Source organism: Acidovorax sp. SUPP3434 (assembly GCF_030159015.1).
Lineage (GTDB): Bacteria > Pseudomonadota > Gammaproteobacteria > Burkholderiales > Burkholderiaceae_C > Paracidovorax.
On the sequence record NZ_BQXL01000009.1, the window covers coordinates 111,225 to 128,551 of the forward strand.

The window sequence follows — 17,327 nt, forward strand, 5'->3', positions numbered from 1 at the left end:
CAAACGTTTGATTTATCGTGGTCTAATCCGCCGCGATGTCTCCCACCAGCCCTCCCGCCGCCCCGGCCGACGCCGCCACCGGCACCCCCACGGCCCGCCTGCGGCTGCTGCATGCGGCGCTGCGGCTGTTCGCCGAGCACGGTTACGCCAAGACGTCGATCCGCGCCATCGCGCAGGCCGCCCAGGCCAACGTGGCGGCCGTGAGCTACTACTTCGGCGACAAGGCGGCCCTGTATGCCGCGCTGTTTTCCGAGCCGTTCGGCGACATGCCTTCGCTGGTGGCGGACTTCACCCGCGACGGGCTCGACCTGCGCGAGGCGATGCAGCGCTACTTTCGCGGAGTATTGGCCCCACTGCAGCACGGCGAGATAGCGCGCCAGTTCATGCGGCTGCACATCCGCGAGATGCTGGAGCCCACCGGCCAGTGGGAAAAGGAGCTGGAGCAGGACGTGCGCCAGCCCCATGACGCCATGGTGCGGCTGCTGGGCCGGCACCTGGGCGTGGCCGGCCCCGACGACGACCTGCACCGGCTGGTGCTGGCCATCACCGGCCTGGCCTTCCAGATCTGGTGCCAGCAGGAGGTGCTGGCCGCGATGGAGCCGCAACTGCTGGCCACCCCCGAAGCCGTGGACGCCTGGACCGGCCGGCTCACCGAATACGCGCTCGCCATGGTGGCGGCCGAGCAGGCGCTGCGCGCGCCGGCCGCGGCCCCCCGCTAGCGCCATGCCTTTTTCTGGTTGCCCATGAAAACACCCCCAACGCACCGCCCCTCCCGCGCCCTGCTGGCCCTCGCCCTGCCCCTGTGGCTGGCCGCCTGCGCCGTTCCCAGCCCCGCCCCGCGCGTTGAGGCGCCCACGCCCGCCGGCTGGCAGGCGCCGCTGCCCCACGAGGGCAGCGTGGCCGACCTGGCCCGCTGGTGGGAGCGCGCCGGCGACCCGCTGCTGGCCGAGCTGATCGCCTCGGCGCAGGACATCAGCCCGAGCGTGGCGCAGGCCCGGGCGCGCCTGGCGCAGGCCCGCGCGGCCCGGGTGAGCGCGCGCGCCGCGCTGCTGCCCTCGCTGGACGGGCAGGCCAGCGCCAGCCGCGGCGTGAACGAGCAGGTCGGCGGCCTGGCCAGCACGGCCCAGGCCGCGCTGCAGGCCAGCTGGGAGGTGGACCTGTTCGGCGGCAACGCCGCCGCCAACCAGGCCGCGCTGCAGCGGCTGGCCGGCGCCCAGGCGCAGTGGCACGAGGCCCGCGTTTCCGTCGCGGCCGAGGTCGCCACGCAGTACAGCAGCTGGCGCCAGTGCCTGGCGCTGGCGGAGGTGGCCGCCTCCGATGCCGCCTCGCGCGGGCAGACCGCGCAGCTGTCGCGCCTGAGCGAGCGGGCCGGCTTCACCGCGCCCGCCACGCTCGCCCTGGCGCAGGCCAGCGAGGCCGAGGGCCGCGTGCGCGCCGAGCAGCAGCGCATGGCCTGCGAGATCGATCTCAAGACCCTGGTGGCCCTCACCGGCCGGGACGAATCCGCGCTGCGCGCCCGTGCCGCCACCGCGCCGCTGGCGCCGGCGCCCGACGCGCTCTTCGCCATCGAGGCCCTGCCGGCGCGCGTGCTGGCCCAGCGGCCCGACGTGTACGCGGCCGAGCGCGAGGTGGCGGCCACCAGCGCCGACGTGGGCAGCGCCCTCGCCCAGCAGTTGCCGCGCCTCACGCTCAGCGGCTCGGTGGGCCGCGGCTGGGTGCGCACGGGGGAGGCCAGCATCACCTCCAACACCTGGTCCATCGGGCCGGTGGGGCTGTCGCTGCCGATCTTCGATGCGGGCCGGCGCGCGGCGCAGGTGGATTCCGCCGAGGCGCAGTACGACGCGGCCGTGCAGCAGTACCGCGGCACGGTGCGCCAGGCCGTGAGCGAGGTCGAGCAGGCGCTGGTGCGCCTGGCCAGCACCGCCGCGCGCAGCACCGATGCGCAGCGCGCGGCGGACGGCTACCGCGCCTCGTTCACCGCCACCGAGGCGCGCTGGCGCGGCGGGCTAGCGAGCCTGGTCGAGCTGGAGGATTCGCGCCGCACGGCGCTGGCCTCCGAGACCGCGCTCATCACCTTGCGGCAGGAGCGCATGGCAGCCTGGATCGGCCTGTACCGCGCCGCAGGCGGCGGCTGGGAGGCCGAGGCCACCCCGCAGGCCGCCGCGGCGGCGCCCCTGCCCGCCTCGACCCTGGCCCCTTCCGCCACGCCCGCCCGGTGAGCCGCCCGCCATGCACCGCCGCACCGCTCGCCCCCGTCTTCCGCTTTGTCTTCAGTCGTCATCGTTGACCGCATGAATGGAACCCCCATGCAGCGCATGAAATTCACCCCCTCCTCCCTTCCCGCGGCGCTGGCCGTGCTGGCCGTGTGCGTGCTCGCCGCCGCCGGCGCGCTGATGGCCGCCGGCCCCTCGCGCGCGGCGGACGACGCCAAGAGCGCCAAGGCCGGCGAGCCCCGGCCCGCGCTCACCGTCACCACCACGCAGCCCACGCGCACCTCGCTGGCGCAGCGCCTGCCCGCCAACGGCAACGTCGCCGCTTGGCAGGAGGCCAGCATCGGCACCGAAAGCAGCGGCCTGCGCCTGACCGACGTGCGCGTGAACGTGGGCGACACGGTGCGCGCCGGCCAGGTGCTGGCCACCTTCGCGCCCGAGACGCTGCAGGCCGACGTGGCCCAGGCCCGGGCGAGCCTGCTGGAGGCCCGCGCGAGCGCCGCCGAGGCCGCCGCCAACGCCGAGCGCGCCCGCACGCTGCAGGCCAGCGGCGCCCTGAGCCAGCAGCAGATCCAGCAGTACTCGACCGCCGGCGAAACCGCCCAGGCCCGCGTGGAGGCCGCGCAGGCGGCCCTCAACGCGCAGCAGCTGCGACTCAAGCACGCCCAGGTGCTGGCGCCGGACAGCGGCGTCATCTCGTCGCGCACCGCCACCGTGGGCGCGGTGCTGGGCGCGGGCACCGAACTCTTTCGCATGGTGCGCAAGGGCCGCCTGGAATGGCGCGCCGAGGTCACCTCCAACGACCTGCCGCGCATCCGCCCCGGCAGCCAGGTGATCGTCACGGCCGCCAGCGGCGCGCAGGTGCCGGGCACCGTGCGCATGATCGCCCCCACCGTCGATCCGCAGACGCGCAACGGCCTGGTCTATGTGGACCTGCCACTGCACCCCGACGTGCGTGCGGGGATGTTCGCGCGCGGCGACTTCCTGCTCGGCCAGCGCGATGCGCTCAGCGTGCCGCAGTCGTCGGTGGTGGTGCGCGACGGCTTCAGCAGCGTGTTCGAGATCGGCGAGGGCAGCCGCGTGGTGATGCGCCGCGTGCAGACCGGCCAGCGCACAGGCGACCGGGTGGAGATCGTCTCGGGCCTGCAGCCGGGCGTGACGGTGGTCGAGCGCGGCGGCGCGTTCCTGAACGACGGCGACCTGGTGCGCGTGCAGGCCGCAGCGCCCGCAGCAGCGGCGTCCGCGCCGGCGCCCCGGCCCGCGGCATCTGCACCAAAAATGCCTGCAGCACAATGAATACTAGGGCATCATGCTATTAAATAAGGAGCAAAACATGCTTTTGCCCGGTTGCCACCGCGGCCCTGCTGCCGCCCGCAAGGACCTGCCATGAACCTCTCCGCCTGGTCCATCCGAAACCCGATTCCGGCCGCGATGCTGTTCGTGCTGCTCTCCTTCGCGGGGATGCTGTCGTTCCACGCGATGAAGGTGCAGAACTTTCCCGACATGGACCTGCCCGTGGTCATGGTCACCGCGTCGCTGCCGGGCGCGGCGCCGGGGCAGCTGGAAACCGACGTGGCGCGCAAGATCGAGAACGCCATCGCCACCACCCAGGGCCTCAAGCACATCACCTCGACCCTGGTGGACGGCACGGCCACCATCGCGGCCGAGTTCCAGCTCGAAAAGCCGGTGCAGGAAGCGGTGGACGACGTGCGCTCGGCCGTGAGCCGCGTGCGGGCCGACCTGCCGGCCGACCTGCGCGACCCCATCGTCGCCAAGCTCGAACTGTCGTCCCAGCCCATCCTGGCGTTCGCCATCGCGTCCGACCGCCTGGACGACGAGGCGCTGTCGTGGTTCGTGGACGACACCCTCACCCGCCGCCTGCTGGCCGTGCCGGGCGTGGGCGCGGTGAACCGCGTGGGCGGCGTGTCGCGCGAGGTGCGCGTGTCGCTCGACCCGCTGCGCCTGCAGGCCCTGCGGGCCACGGCCGCGGACGTGTCGCGCCAGTTGCGCCAGGTGCAGATCGAGAGCGCGGGCGGCCGCGCCGACCTCGGCGGCGCGGAGCAGCCCGTGCGCACCATCGCCACCGTGCAGACGGCGCAGGAGATCGGTGCCATGGACATCCCGCTCACCGACGGCCGCCACATCCGGCTCGACCAGGTGGCCACCATCAGCGACACGGTGGCCGAGCAGCGCACCGCCGCGCTGCTGGACGGCAAGCCGGTGATCGGCTTCGAGGTCTCGCGCAGCCGCGGCGCCAGCGAGGTCGAGGTGGGCGCGGGCGTGCAGCGGGCGCTGGACAAGCTCCAGGCCGAGCGGCCCGACCTGCACCTCACGCGCACGGTCGATTTCGTGGACATCGCCAGCGACGAGTACGACAGCTCCATGCGCCTGCTGTACGAGGGCGCCATCCTGGCCGTGGTCGTGGTGTGGCTCTTCCTGCGCGACTGGCGCGCGACCATCGTCTCGGCCGTGGCGCTGCCGCTGTCGGTCATCCCGGCCTTCATCGGCATGCACCTGCTGGGCTTTTCCATCAACATCATCACGCTGCTGGCACTGTCGCTGGTGGTGGGCATCCTGGTGGACGACGCCATCGTGGAGGTGGAGAACATCGTGCGCCACCTGCGCATGGGCAAGTCGCCCTACCAGGCGGCGATGGAGGCGGCCGACGAGATCGGCCTGGCGGTGATCGCCACCACCTTCACGCTGATCGCCGTGTTCCTGCCCACCGCGTTCATGAGCGGCATCGCCGGGCGGTTTTTCAAGCAGTTCGGCTGGACGGCGGCGCTGGCGGTGTTCGCCTCGCTGGTGGTGGCGCGGCTGCTCACGCCCATGATGGCGGCCTACATCATGAAACCCATGGTGGCGCAGGAGAAGGAGCCGCGCTGGCTGGGCACCTACATGCGCGCCTCGGCCTGGTGCCTGCGCCACCGCGTGATCACGCTGCTGGGCGCGCTGCTGTTCTTCGCCGGCTCGATCGCGCTGATCCCGCTGCTGCCCTCGGGCTTCATCCCGGCCGACGACAACGCGCAGACCCAGGTCAACCTGGAGCTGCCGCCCGGCAGCCTGCTGGCCGACGCCCGCGTGGCGGTGGCGCAGGCCACCGAACGCGTGCAGCGCGTGGGCCACGTGGCGAGCATCTACACCACCATCGGCGGCGGCTCGGCCGGCTCCGACCCGTTCGCCGGGGCGGGCGTGGGCGACCCGCGCAAGGCCACGCTCACCCTGCGCATGGACCCGCGCGGCGAGCGCCCGCGCAAGCAGGTCATCGAGCAGCAGCTGCGCGCCGCGCTGGAGGACCTGCCCGGCGTGCGAGTGAAGATCGGCCTGGGCGGCTCCAACGACAAGTACGTGCTGGCCCTGGCCAGCGAAGACCCGCAGGCCCTGGCCACGGCCGCGCAGGCGGTCGAGCGCGGCATCCGCACCATCCCGGGCATCGGCGGCGTGAGCTCCACCGCCAGCCTGGTGCGCCCCGAGATCGCCGTGCGCCCGGACTTCGCGCGCGCCGCCGACCTGGGCGTGACCAGCAGCGCCATCGCCGAGACCCTGCGCGTGGCCACGGTGGGCGACTACGACCAGTACCTGCCGAAGCTGAACCTGGCGCAGCGGCAGGTACCCATCGTCGTGCGCCTGGACAACGCGGCGCGCGAGGACCTGTCGGTGCTGGAGCGCCTCACGGTGCCCGGCGCCCGCGGGCCGGTGCGGCTGGGCGAGGTCGCCACGCTGGAGGTGGCGGGCGGGCCGGCCGTCATCAGCCGCTACGACCGCTCGCGCAATGTCAATTTCGAGATCGAGCTGGGCGCGCGCGGCCTGGGCGAGGTGACCGAGGCCGTCAAGCAGCTGCCCGCCGTCGCCCAGTTGCCCGCGAGCGTGCGCCTGATCGACGTGGGCGATGCCGAGATGATGGGCGAGCTGTTCGCCAGCTTCGGCCTGGCGATGCTCACGGGCGTGATCTGCATCTACCTCGTGCTGGTGCTGCTGTTCAAGGACTTCCTGCAGCCGGTGACCATCCTGGCGGCGCTGCCGCTGTCGCTGGGCGGGGCGTTCGTGGCGCTGCTGGTGGCGGGCAAGAGCTTTTCGATGCCCTCGCTCATCGGGCTCATCATGCTGATGGGCATCGCCACCAAGAACTCCATCCTGCTGGTGGAGTACGCCATCGTGGCGCGCCGCGACCAGGGAATGAGCCGCTGGGACGCACTGCTGGATGCCTGCCACAAGCGCGCGCGGCCCATCATCATGACCACGCTCGCCATGGGCGCCGGCATGATGCCCATCGCCCTGGCGCTGGGCAGCGCCGACATGAGCTTTCGCTCGCCCATGGCGGTGGCGGTGATCGGCGGGCTCATCACCTCGACCGTGCTCAGCCTGCTGGTGGTGCCGGCGGTGTTCACCTACGTGGACGACTTCGCGCAGTGGTTCCAGCGCCGGGTGATGCGGCGGCCCCCACCAGCCCCCCAGGCACCCCGCGCGCCCGAAGCGCCGCACCCGCTGTGAGTGGCGGCGCGGCGGCGTCCTGCCATCGGCGCCGCCCGCCCCTCTAGCACAGGTTTTGCGCTGCTGCGCCCAAGGCGCGGCGGCCTTTTCGCGTGCAGATGCACGGCTTCGCATCACCGGGAAGGCCGCCAGGGCTTGTATACAACCATGGGATTCCAGAAGAATTCAAGGGAGACAAGACCATGCGTGCCACCAGTTCAGGGGAAATCCAGCCGGCCGGACGGCCTCCGTCCACGCCTGCACGGCCTGCGTCCCCGGTCCCGGATGCCCCGGAGCGCAGCGCCAGCCTGAAGGGGCCGGAGGGGCTCGCTTCGCGCGGCAAGCGCGGATCGGCGGCGGTCTACACCACGGCCAACATGGCGCAGCGCTCGGACCGGACCGTCCTGTCCAAGCTCAAAAGCCTCTGGAAGGGCGGCAAGACCACGGCCAACGCCAGCCTGGGCCCGCTGGCAGTGGGAACGCAGACCCAGCACCCGGTGGTGCGGCACAACCAGGTGCAGGCGCCGCGGTTCGAGGCGGACGGACGGGTGCCGCTGCCCAACGCCACCAAGACCGGGCTGGCGCAGGCCGTGCAGGAGGCACTGCACCAGGTGGAGACCGGCCAGTCGCCCGGAACCGAAGGATCGGGCCGGGACGGCGGCATCGCGGGCACGGCGACGTACTGGGCGCAGCAGGCGCTGTCCGTGCTGTCGCTGGGCAAGGGCCCTGCCAGCGTGCCCAGCGATGCACTGGAGATGTTCTATGAAGCCGGTGGCCTCAAGGCCGGAGGCCAGAGCAGCCAGGGCAGCGCCACGGCGGAAACGAAGTCCATCGTGCTGGGCCATCTGGAAGGCCTGGTCCATGCCGAGAAGGCCAAGGCGACCATCCACCTGGCCACCCAGGCCGCATTGCCCGATGGCGCGCGCGTGAACACGGAAGGCGCACTGCAACAGCTGACCGACGCCGCCAAGGCCGCCGAGCAGCGCTCCAAGGATGCGGCGACCGCCGCCAACGCCAGGATGGTCGCCGAACTGCTCTCGGGCGTGCCCGAGCCCCTGCAGGCCCGGCTGCAGGCGGCCACCGACACGCTGGTCGCGGCACTGAACCACGGCACCAAGGTGCCCGACGTGCTGGCCGTCGAGCTGCTGATCAACACCGCCCGCGACACCTTTGCCGGCGACCCCGAAGGGCTGGCCACGGCCATGGAAGACCTGTCGCACAGCCCGCCGGCCCGCCTGGTCGGCCTGGTGCACGACGCCCTGCAGCCTTCCCCACCGGACCGCGAAACCCGCGCCGAGCAGGCGCCGCTGTCGCGCCTGGCGTGCGCGATCGCCGGGCCGCCGGGCGGCATGCGCATGCTGGCCAGGATAACGGACCCTCCCGCCGCCGGGACCCGGCAGGATGCCCTGCAGGTGGCCATGTCGGCGATGCTGCATCTGCAGTCGTCCCTGCCGCAGCAGGGCCCCGGGTCGGCCGAGGCCCCGGCGGACATCGCGTTGATGCGCGCCGCGGTGGAGCATGCGGTCGAGCTGGTCCAGCCAAGGCACCACCCGGTGCCCGAATCCGAGCGGACGGTGGCGCAGCGCACCGCGTTCCATTGCCTGCAGAACGGGTTCACGACCAAGGCGCAGGGCTCCAGCTACGACCGCGTGCGCCAGCGGCTGCTGCAGTTCAGCGACGGGGCGCTCGACCAGACCAGCCAGCGCAACGCGCGGGCGGCGTCGGGGCGGATGGGGCGCTTGCGGAACTGGCTGACGGGCGGGCTGCCCAAGGCCATCGTCAAGAACTCGGCGGGCATGGAAGGGCTGCTGGCGCCTGCGCTGCCCGCCATCGCGTCCTGGCTGCCCGGCGCGCAGCCGACGATGTGGCGCAAGTCGGTCATGCGCAAGATGACCGCCGCCGCCGGCGAGAACGGCATGCTGCCGCGCCGCGACGAGGCCGTGGCATCGCTGCACCGCACGGCCACCGACCTGCGCACCGATCTGCAGTCGCGCGCAGGGGCCGGCGCGTCGCCGGCCGAAACCCTGATGCTCGGGGTGCTGACGGAGCTGGGGCTGGGCGGAGACACGCCGCCCCCATCGCAGAACACGCTCAAGCACCTGGGCAAGGACCTGTTCCAGAAGGTGGAGGCCCACCTGGGGGCCGAGGGCATGGCCGGGCTGCCCCCGGGCCTGGCCGCCGACTGGCAAGCGCTGCGTGGCAGCCGCCCCAATGTCGGGCACATCCTGAGGGTGCTGGGCGAGCACACCGATCTGCGGGCCCTGGCCGATGGCACGCTGTCGCCCACGGTGGGCCCCAGCCAGGTCGCTCGGGGCCTGCGCACCGATGCCATCGCCCACGAAGCCATCGGCGGCTTCCATGAGATTGCCGAAGCGGCCAGGGCCGCGGCCGGCGTGGAAGCGCCGCAGACCCGGGCACTGGCCGACCTGATGGTGGTATCGGCCGACCTGCTGGTCAAGGTGAAGCCCGCGGCCGCCTTGCGGTCCCTGCGCATCGACACCTTCGAGGCCATCGAGAGCAAGCTCACCCAGGACTGGCTCAAGACCCTGCCCGAGGGCGAGCGCCCGTCCCGGGAAGAGGCCCTGGAGCAGGTGCAGAACGCCTGGCCCGCTTCGGTACGGAGCGCCTGGTCCCAGATGAAGGAATCGGGCGACGATGCGGGCCGGCTGATGCGCACCCTGGTCGATGCGGCCCTGGCCGTGCCATGGAGCCCGCCCGAGGCCACCACCGGCGCGGCCTCCGGCAGCACCGCGCCCCGCACGGTGGCCGATGCCGTGAAAACGGCGGCGCCCGCGCTGCAGGCCCTGCAGCGGGACGTGCACGTGAACCGCTTCGAGCTGTGCGTGTCCGACACCATCACGCTGTTCAACGACCTGCGCGGCCCGGACGACGCGGCCGAAGTGATGAAATCGCTGTCGCAGCGCATCAGCCTGGGCGAGAAGATCAAGAGCAGCGATGCGCGGCTGGCCCGGCTGGAACTGGGCAAGGCCGTGTCGGTGACCACCGCCACGCCGGAACTCGTCACGCCGATCGCGGGCATCGGCCTGGGGCACGAGCGCTCGATGGACCTGAACATGGTCGGTGCGGCCATGCAGATGCAGATCGCCACGGCGGACTCCAAGAACGCCAACGTGGGGCTCAGCGTGGGCCTGCGGCGCGAGCTGGGGAACCAGGACCACGAGTTCAACCTGGGCGATGACGAAGCAGGCATCGCGCTGCGCTTCGACATGCGCCTGGAGGCCGGCGGCGAAACCTCGCGCACCGAGGGCGTGAGCCTGCGCATGCAGCGCACCGCCTCCCATGAGGACACCTTGCGGCGGCACTTCGCCGATGCGCTCATTGCCATGGCCCACGGGGGCGCCGCATCGTCGGAGGGCGGCCCGGACATGGATCCTCTGGCCCACCTGCTGGAGCACTTTCCTGCCCTGGCCGTGGCGGAGCTGTCCAACACCAAACGCAGCCGCACGTCCGAGATGGCCATCGGCGCCAACGCCATGGTCCGCGCGCGCGGGCCGCGGGACCGCGACGAGCACGACCGCAAGGCCACGCGGCGCGCCATCGGCGTCGGCGTGCAGGCGGGGGTCGCCAGCAGCAACCAGCGTTCGCGCTCGGTGCAGACGGAAAGCCGTTCGGGGCTGAATGTGGAGGAATACAAGCTGTCGGCGCAGCACCGGGCCGATGTCCGTGCGAGCGCCAACGCCAGCCTGGGGCTGGTGCCGGCATCCAGGCACGATCCGGAAAGGGCCGCCCAGGCGCGCGGGGCTGGGCTGGACTTTCGCAAGCAGCTGGCCAACAGCGGGGTCGATACCACGCTGCGCATGACGACCCGCCATGGCGAGACCTGGGCCGGCCAGACCCAGATGATCCGCGAGTTCGAAGACCTGGATGATTTTCTGGCCGAGCTCGAACCCCGGATGCACGAGTTCGTTTCGGTCATGGCCGCACGCGACGGCGTGCCGCATGCCTCGGCGGAAGAAAAGACCGGCCGCGCCTGGCTGCGCCTGCAGGACACCCTGGTCCAGGCTGCGCAGGCCAGCGCGCCTGGCATGACGTTTTCCGTGGTGACCAAGCTGCGCCCCCAGGCGGCTGAGGCCTACGACAAGCTGCAGGGCCTGGCACAGCAAGCCACCGAGACGGGCCAGAAAGCCGCCGCCGCAGCGCAGCAGGCGACCGAAGCCGCCCGGCGAGCCACCATGGAAAGCCAGCAGGCCCAGGCCGCCATCCGGCGGGCCGCTGCCGCGGGCCAGCCCGCCGAGGCACTGGCCCAGCAAGAGGCTGCGGCACGATTACGGGACCTGGCGGCCACCCAGCAGGCCGAGGCCGCGCGCCAACAGGCGATTGCGCAGACACAGCAGGCCAAGGCCGACGGCTACCGGGCGAAGGTGCGCACCTTGCTGGACAGCCACGACGCCTGGACCGCCAACAACCTGCAATTCAAGACGAAGGCCAAGGACGAGGCATCGCAGAGCGCTGCCCTCGGCATGCTGCAGGGCAAGGCGGCGTCGGAGTCCACCCGGCTGCACGAATTCCTGCCGGCAGGCTCCCAGCAGGTGGGCCGCACCCCGCAGCAGCACGCCGCGGCCCCGGATGACCACTCGGCCCGATGGGCGCCGAAATTCGCCCCGGTGGCGCAGAACCCCGAGCCCAGGCCCGATCCTGAAACGGAAGTCGAAATCGAAAGGGAGCCGGCGGCCGCCGCCGATCCCCAGGCGGTCTGGCGCGCCCGCGCCGAAGCCCAGGCCACCAAGCTCACGGCCCAGGCACAACAGCAAGCGCAAGGCCTCTTCACCCGGGCCAACGACGGCGTGAACAAGGCGCAGGAGCCCGAGGAGCAGGACCTGCAGACGCCCCAAGCCCCGGACGTCGAACCCCCACCAACGCGGCAACGGCGCCCGACGCTGGGCCAGTTGTTCAAGGAGCCGTTCAACGACCAGCACCCCCTTCACCCGCTCCCCAGGCCGCCGGTCATCGCCAGCCCCTCCTTGCGCGACTGGGTGCCCGAAGACGATGGCGTGGACAGCGAGCCGTCCGAGAGCAATCCCCTTCCGCTGCCACCCGAGGGGGCTACCCCGCCCACGAGCGCAGCGGGACGCCGGGCCACGCCTGCGGGCCCCCGGTGGTCCCCCACGACCCCGCAGCCCATGCCCCTGCCCACGCCGGAGTCCGTCGGGGCTACGGGCCGCGCGGTACCGCGGCCCGTGCCCCCCAACTTCGACCCACGGCGGCCCCCCGTGACCCCGCAGCCCCTTCCGCTGCCCACGCGGCCGGCCGGCCGCAGCGCCGGATCCGGCGTGGACGCGTCCCGGCCCACGCCCTGACGGCGGGCCGTGCGCGGCGCCGGCGGACCCGCGCGGGCGCTGCTGAATGAACGGGGCGGCCACACGCCACCGCCCTGGGCCACCACCAGGAACCGGCGAACAACGGTGGGTTCCCGCCATTGCGCCGGCTTTCAAGGCGCACCCGTGCGCCCATAATGCGGCGACTCACCATGAACCTCGTTGCGCTGAACATCGAATCGATCCAGCTCGGCTCCCCGCTTCCCTTCATCCTGCGCGGGGCCGATGGCGTGCTGCTGGCGCAAAAAGGCTACGTGATCCGCACGCGCAACGAACTGGACGTCCTCCTGTCGCGCGGCCTGCAGCTGTGCGTGGACACCGACGAATCGGGCGACAGCCACCGCGCCTATCTGGCGCAGCTGCAGCAGATGCTGATGTCCGACACCTCGCTCGGCCAGATCGCCTCCATGAAGATCAGCGCTGGCGCCCAGGCCTCGCGCGACCGCGTCGAAGGCGGCCCGCCCGATTGGCCAGGGCTGCAGCTGCGGGCCACGCAGCTGCTGCGCGCGCCGCAGGCACATGACTTTCCCGACCGTTTCGATGCGCTGCACCGCGAACTCGCCCTGCACTGCCGCCAGAGCCCCGACGCGGTCCTGCTGGCCCTTATCTACCTGTCCGGCCACGAAACCCGGCAGTACAGCGGCACCCACGCCATGCTCGTGGCCTGCGTGTGCATGCTGGTCGCCGTCGAGCAATTGCGCTGGCCGGTGGAGCGCGTGATGCGGACGGGGCGCGCGGCGCTGTCCATGAACATCGCCATGACCGCGCTGCAGGACCAGCTGGCCGTGCAGGCCCAGCCGCTCACCTCGGACCAGATCGCCGCGGTGGAAAGCCATGCCGCCCGGTCCGAGGCCCTGCTGCGCCAGTTGGGCGTGCACGACCCGGTGTGGCTGGAAGCCGTGCGCTGCCACCACCACCGCTCGCCGGGCCCGCTGGCCGACAAGAGCGAAGGCGAGCAGATCGCCCGGCTGATCCAGCGCGCGGACGTGTTCGGCGCCCGCCTGGCCCCGCGCGCCTCGCGCGCGCCGATGCCTGTCACCGCGGCGATGCAGGCGAGCTACTACGACGAATCGCACCAGGTGGATGAAGCCGGCTCGGCCTTGGTGAAAACCCTGGGCGTGTATCCGCCGGGCGCGTTCGTGCGGCTGGTGAGCCAGGAGATCGCCGTCACCCTGCGCCGCGGCGGCAGCGCCACCACGCCGCGCGTGGCCGTGGTGCTCAACCGCAACGGCATGCCCACCGGAGAGCTCATTCCGCGCGACACCGCCCAGCCGGCCTGGAAGGTGACCGGCGCCATCGCCCAGCGCGATGTGCGCGTGCAGCTGCAGTTGAACCGCTTGCTGAGCCTGGTCTGAGAACGTTTTTCAAGACCGCTCCTGTCAGCGGCGGCCTCATGGAGCGCGCGGGGGTGGGACTTTTCCGCCGATTTGCGCCAAACTCGTTCGTGAGCCGCTCCCACTGCGTGATCCAGCCACAGTCCGTGGCGCCCCTTCATCAGGAGACCTCCATGCTGCGCCGAGTCCTTTGCCTTGCCCTGGCGGCTGCGCCGCTCGCCCTGTCCGGCCTTCCCGCGCGGGCCGCGGGCCCGGCGTCCGCGACGGAAGACGGTACCTGCCCGCCCCTGCTGCGCCACACCCCCCTGCGCCTGCAGGACGAACTGCCCCAGCCGCTGTGCCAGTACCGCAACAAGGTGCTGCTGGTCGTCAACACGGCCAGCTACTGCGGCTTCACGGGGCAGTACCAGGGGCTGGAGGCCCTGCACGCGCGCTACAAGGACCGGGGGCTGGTGGTGCTGGGGTTTCCTTCCAACGATTTCTCCCAGGAGGGCGGCAGCAATGCGCAGATCGCCGACTTCTGCGAGAGCACCTTCGGCGTCAAGTTTCCGATGTTCGCCAAGAGCCGGGTCGTCGGGGCCGATGCCTCGCCGCTGTACCGGGAACTGAAGGCCCAGGCCGGCGAGGCGCCCCGCTGGAACTTCCACAAGTACCTGGTGGGCCGGGACGGCAAGGTGGCCGGCAGTTTCGCCAGCGTGGTGGAGCCGGGCGACCCCCGGCTGGTGCGCGCGATCGAGCAGCAACTGGACGCCGGGCGACCGAAACCGTCACCGTTCTGAAACGGTTCCGTGATATGGAAATGGTTACATTTTCTGATGATTTTAACCACCAGACCCCTGGAACTTCACGGGATCGTCACTACTCTAGTAACCAGTGCAGGCGGTGACGCCCGCTCCCCGATCAACCCCTTTACTGTTGCGAAGCCTTTTGAACCCTGGTGGTTCGACTGAAACCCTGAAGCGCTTCTCCTCCCTCCCTCTCTAAATTCGTTTCGGGACGCTTCGCAACTTTTTTATTCCGCCAAAGAAAAAAGCGCGCAACCTTCGCAGGTTGCGCGCTTTTGGCTTTGTGGGCGCTGCTTTTCGTCAGTCAGCGCGCCGGGGCGGCGGCTGACCGATCAGGCAGGCCGTGTGTCGGCGAAGCTCACGCGCTGCTCCAGCTTGTCCAGCAGGCGGGCAAGGTTGGCATGCTCGGCACGCCATTCGATTTCAGGAAAGCGAAAGCCGATCCAGCCCAGCGCGCAGCCCACGGCGATGTCGGACAGGCTCATGTGGATGCCGCTGCAGTAGGGCTTCTCGCCCAGGCCCTGGGCCATGGCCTTGATGCCCGCCTCGACCTTGCCGAGCTGCCGGTCGATCCACGCCTGGCTGCGTTCGCCCTCCTGGCGGCCGGCCCAGCGCGACTCGAGCCGGGCAAGCACGCCCGCGTCCATGACGCCGTCGGCCAGGGCCTCCCAGGTCTTGACCTCGGCGCGCTCCCGCCCTTGCGTGGGAATCAGCCGGCCCACGGGCGATAGGGTGTCCAGGTATTCGACGATCACGCGCGAATCGAACACGGCCTCTCCGCCTTCCATCACCAGGCACGGCACCTTGCCCAGCGGGTTGGAGGTGGCGATGGTGGTGCCTTCGGCCCAGACGTCTTCCTCGATGAAGCGGTAGTCCAGCTTCTTCTCGGCCATCACGATGCGCACCTTGCGCACATAGGGGCTGGCTGAGGATCCGATCAATTTCATGGTGTTCTTCCGGGCACGGCAGGGGACGGGGACAAGGCCGCTTGATTTTATGGGCAGTCTTGCCTTGGATAGCTTACAGGCAGCGCCACCTACAATCCCCGCCCATGAGCCTGTCCACCATCACCGCCCTCTCGCCCCTCGACGGCCGCTACGCCGCCAAACTCTCCGCCCTGCGCCCGATCATGAGCGAGCACGGCTACATGCACCGCCGGGTGCAGGTGGAAGTGGCCTGGTTCATCGCGCTGTCGGACGCGGGCTTCGCCGAGTTCAAGCCCCTGACCACCGGCGCGCGCGCCTACCTGCTGGGGCTGGTGAAGAATTTTTCCGAAACCGATTCGGCCGCCATCAAGGACATCGAGAAGACCACCAACCACGACGTGAAGGCCGTGGAATATTGGCTCAAGGGCAAGTTCGAAGCCCGCCCCGAGCTGGAGAAAGCGGCCGAGTTCGTGCACTTCGCCTGCACCAGCGAAGACATCAACAACACCAGCCACGCCCTGCAGCTGCGCTCCGGCCGCGACCAGGTCGTGCTGCCGGGCCTGGACCGCATCGTGCTCAAGCTGCGCGAGATGGCCCACATGTACGCCGCCGTGCCCATGCTGAGCCGCACGCACGGCCAGACCGCCAGCCCCACCACGGTGGGCAAGGAACTGGCCAACGTGGTCGTGCGGCTGCAGACCGCCTGCGAGCGCGTGGCCTCGGTCAAGATGCTGGGCAAGATGAACGGCGCCGTGGGCAACTACAACGCCCACCTGTCCGCCTGGCCCGACTTCGACTGGGAAGCCTTCAGCAAGCGCGTGGTGGAAACGCCCGAGCCCCTGGGCCTGGGCCTGACCTTCCAGCCCTACAGCATCCAGATCGAGCCGCACGACTACATGGCCGAACTGTTCGACGCCGTGGCGCGCGCCAACACCATCCTCATCGACCTGTCGCGCGACATCTGGGGCTATGTGAGCCTGGGCTACTTCAAGCAAAAGCTCAAGGCCGGCGAGATCGGCTCCTCGACCATGCCGCACAAGGTCAACCCGATCGACTTCGAGAACGCCGAAGGCAACCTGGGCCTGGCCAACGCGCTGCTCAAGCACCTGTCCGAGAAACTGCCCGTGAGCCGCTGGCAGCGCGACCTGACCGACAGCACCGTGCTGCGCAACATCGGCGTGGCCCTGGGCTACGCGGCCCTGGCGTACACCTCGCTCATGACCGGCCTGAACAAGCTGGAACTGAACGAAGAGGCGCTGTCGGACGACCTGAACGCCTCCTGGGAAGTGCTGGCCGAGCCGATCCAGACGGTGATGCGCCGCTTCGGCGTGCCGGGGGCCTACGAAAAGCTCAAGGAAGTCACCCGCGGCAAGACCGTGACGGCCGAAGCCCTGCACGGGCTGATCCGCAGCCTGGAGATTCCCGAGGCCGAAAAAGAGCGCCTGCTCGCCATGACGCCCGGCAGCTACATCGGCAAGGCCGCCGAGCTGGCGCGCCGCGTCTGACCGCCCACCGCCCGGGTTGAAGCCCTTTTGCCAGTCCGCGCCCCACCATCGGGCGCGGACTGCTATATTTTTGTGAGCACCAGCCCATGGCCATCAAGTCCACCATCTTCAAGGCGAACCTGCAGATCGCCGACATCGACAACAGCTACTACGCCGACCATTCGCTCACGCTGGCCCGCCACCCGAGCGAAACCGACGAACGCATGATGGTGCGGCTGGCGGCGCTGGCCCTCAACGCCCACCAGCTGCAGGCCGTGTGCCAGGGCGACGGCACCCTGGCCTTCGGCGCGGGGCTGTCCGACCCGGACGACCCGGACGTCTCCCTGACCGACTTCACCGGCCGCAAGCGCCTGTGGATCGAGGTCGGCCAGCCCGAGGACAAGCCGCTCACCAAGGCCTGCAGCAAGTCGGACGCCGTGATCGTGTATTGCTTCCACCATGCCGCCGAGGTGTGGTGGAAAGGCATCCAGACGAAGCTGTCGCGACTGGACAAGCTGCAGGTGTGGCGCCTGCCCGCCGAGGCCTCGCAGGCCCTGGCCGCGCTCGCGGAGCGCAGCATGCAGCTGCAGGCCACGGTGCAGGAGGGCGCGCTCACCCTGAGCAGCAACCTGGGCAGCGTGCACGTGGAACCCCAGCGCTGGAAGTGACCCGGCCACTGGGTGTGCCGGGTCGGCAGGGTTTGGAGCCTGACTGGCCTCCAGCGCATGATCGACTAGGGCACACCGCTATCAATAAGTGAGCATCGCAGCGTGCGACCGGCC

Annotated in this window: 10 protein-coding genes; 9 read left to right on the top strand and 1 reads right to left on the bottom strand. The window is 70.9% G+C overall.

Translation table 11 applies throughout. From position 1 onward, the window contains the following. Positions 1–35 precede the first annotated feature (35 nt). The 7 genes from AVKW3434_RS15165 to AVKW3434_RS15195 all read left to right on the top strand — a co-directional run bounded on the left by AVKW3434_RS15165 (position 36) and on the right by AVKW3434_RS15195 (position 14,129). A complete protein-coding gene (locus tag AVKW3434_RS15165) occupies positions 36–719 on the top strand; it encodes a CerR family C-terminal domain-containing protein (RefSeq protein WP_284406510.1) in 684 nt (227 codons plus the stop codon). A gap of 24 nt (positions 720–743) precedes the next feature. Further along, positions 744–2,219 carry an efflux transporter outer membrane subunit gene (locus AVKW3434_RS15170; RefSeq protein ID WP_284406511.1) on the top strand — a complete coding sequence of 492 codons (1,476 nt, stop codon included), beginning with the start codon at positions 744–746 and terminating at the stop codon, positions 2,217–2,219. An 87-nt stretch (positions 2,220–2,306) separates the two neighbouring features. Continuing rightward, a complete protein-coding gene (locus tag AVKW3434_RS15175) occupies positions 2,307–3,506 on the top strand; it encodes an efflux RND transporter periplasmic adaptor subunit (protein ID WP_284406512.1) in 1,200 nt (399 codons plus the stop codon). 90 nt (positions 3,507–3,596) lie between these two features. Then, positions 3,597–6,701 carry an efflux RND transporter permease subunit gene (locus AVKW3434_RS15180; RefSeq protein WP_272566536.1) on the top strand — a complete coding sequence of 1,035 codons (3,105 nt, stop codon included), beginning with the start codon at positions 3,597–3,599 and terminating at the stop codon, positions 6,699–6,701. A 182-nt stretch (positions 6,702–6,883) separates the two neighbouring features. Next, positions 6,884–11,998 carry a hypothetical protein gene (locus AVKW3434_RS15185; protein ID WP_284406513.1) on the top strand — a complete coding sequence of 1,705 codons (5,115 nt, stop codon included), beginning with the start codon at positions 6,884–6,886 and terminating at the stop codon, positions 11,996–11,998. A 170-nt stretch (positions 11,999–12,168) separates the two neighbouring features. After that, positions 12,169–13,371 carry an HD-GYP domain-containing protein gene (locus tag AVKW3434_RS15190; RefSeq protein ID WP_284406514.1) on the top strand — a complete coding sequence of 401 codons (1,203 nt, stop codon included), beginning with the start codon at positions 12,169–12,171 and terminating at the stop codon, positions 13,369–13,371. Positions 13,372–13,523: 152 nt separating this feature from the next. Next, entirely contained in the window at positions 13,524–14,129 is a 606-nt protein-coding gene (locus AVKW3434_RS15195) for a glutathione peroxidase (RefSeq protein ID WP_284406515.1), read from the top strand. A gap of 338 nt (positions 14,130–14,467) precedes the next feature. Here the strand turns inward: AVKW3434_RS15195 and AVKW3434_RS15200 are convergent, their stop codons facing one another. Next, positions 14,468–15,082: a glutathione S-transferase family protein gene (locus AVKW3434_RS15200; protein ID WP_284406516.1), complete on the bottom strand. Its 615-nt coding sequence runs from the start codon at positions 15,080–15,082 to the stop codon at positions 14,468–14,470. A 104-nt stretch (positions 15,083–15,186) separates the two neighbouring features. On the opposite strand from AVKW3434_RS15200, the gene purB reads away from it, so the two are divergent. After that, entirely contained in the window at positions 15,187–16,566 is a 1,380-nt protein-coding gene (purB, locus tag AVKW3434_RS15205) for an adenylosuccinate lyase (protein WP_272566529.1), read from the top strand. 86 nt (positions 16,567–16,652) lie between these two features. Beyond that, positions 16,653–17,213 carry a YaeQ family protein gene (locus tag AVKW3434_RS15210; RefSeq protein ID WP_284406517.1) on the top strand — a complete coding sequence of 187 codons (561 nt, stop codon included), beginning with the start codon at positions 16,653–16,655 and terminating at the stop codon, positions 17,211–17,213. Positions 17,214–17,327: the final 114 nt, after the last annotated feature.

Bases quoted from the DNA above. Each gene is read 5' to 3' on its own strand.
- AVKW3434_RS15165 (WP_284406510.1), top strand. From the start codon at position 36: ATGTCTCCCACCAGCCCTCCCGCCGCCCCGGCCGACGCCGCCACCGGC.
- AVKW3434_RS15170 (WP_284406511.1), top strand. From the start codon at position 744: ATGAAAACACCCCCAACGCACCGCCCCTCCCGCGCCCTGCTGGCCCTC.
- AVKW3434_RS15175 (WP_284406512.1), top strand. From the start codon at position 2,307: ATGCAGCGCATGAAATTCACCCCCTCCTCCCTTCCCGCGGCGCTGGCC.
- AVKW3434_RS15180 (WP_272566536.1), top strand. From the start codon at position 3,597: ATGAACCTCTCCGCCTGGTCCATCCGAAACCCGATTCCGGCCGCGATG.
- AVKW3434_RS15185 (WP_284406513.1), top strand. From the start codon at position 6,884: ATGCGTGCCACCAGTTCAGGGGAAATCCAGCCGGCCGGACGGCCTCCG.
- AVKW3434_RS15190 (WP_284406514.1), top strand. From the start codon at position 12,169: ATGAACCTCGTTGCGCTGAACATCGAATCGATCCAGCTCGGCTCCCCG.
- AVKW3434_RS15195 (WP_284406515.1), top strand. From the start codon at position 13,524: ATGCTGCGCCGAGTCCTTTGCCTTGCCCTGGCGGCTGCGCCGCTCGCC.
- AVKW3434_RS15200 (WP_284406516.1), bottom strand. From the start codon at position 15,082: ATGAAATTGATCGGATCCTCAGCCAGCCCCTATGTGCGCAAGGTGCGC.
- purB (WP_272566529.1), top strand. From the start codon at position 15,187: ATGAGCCTGTCCACCATCACCGCCCTCTCGCCCCTCGACGGCCGCTAC.
- AVKW3434_RS15210 (WP_284406517.1), top strand. From the start codon at position 16,653: ATGGCCATCAAGTCCACCATCTTCAAGGCGAACCTGCAGATCGCCGAC.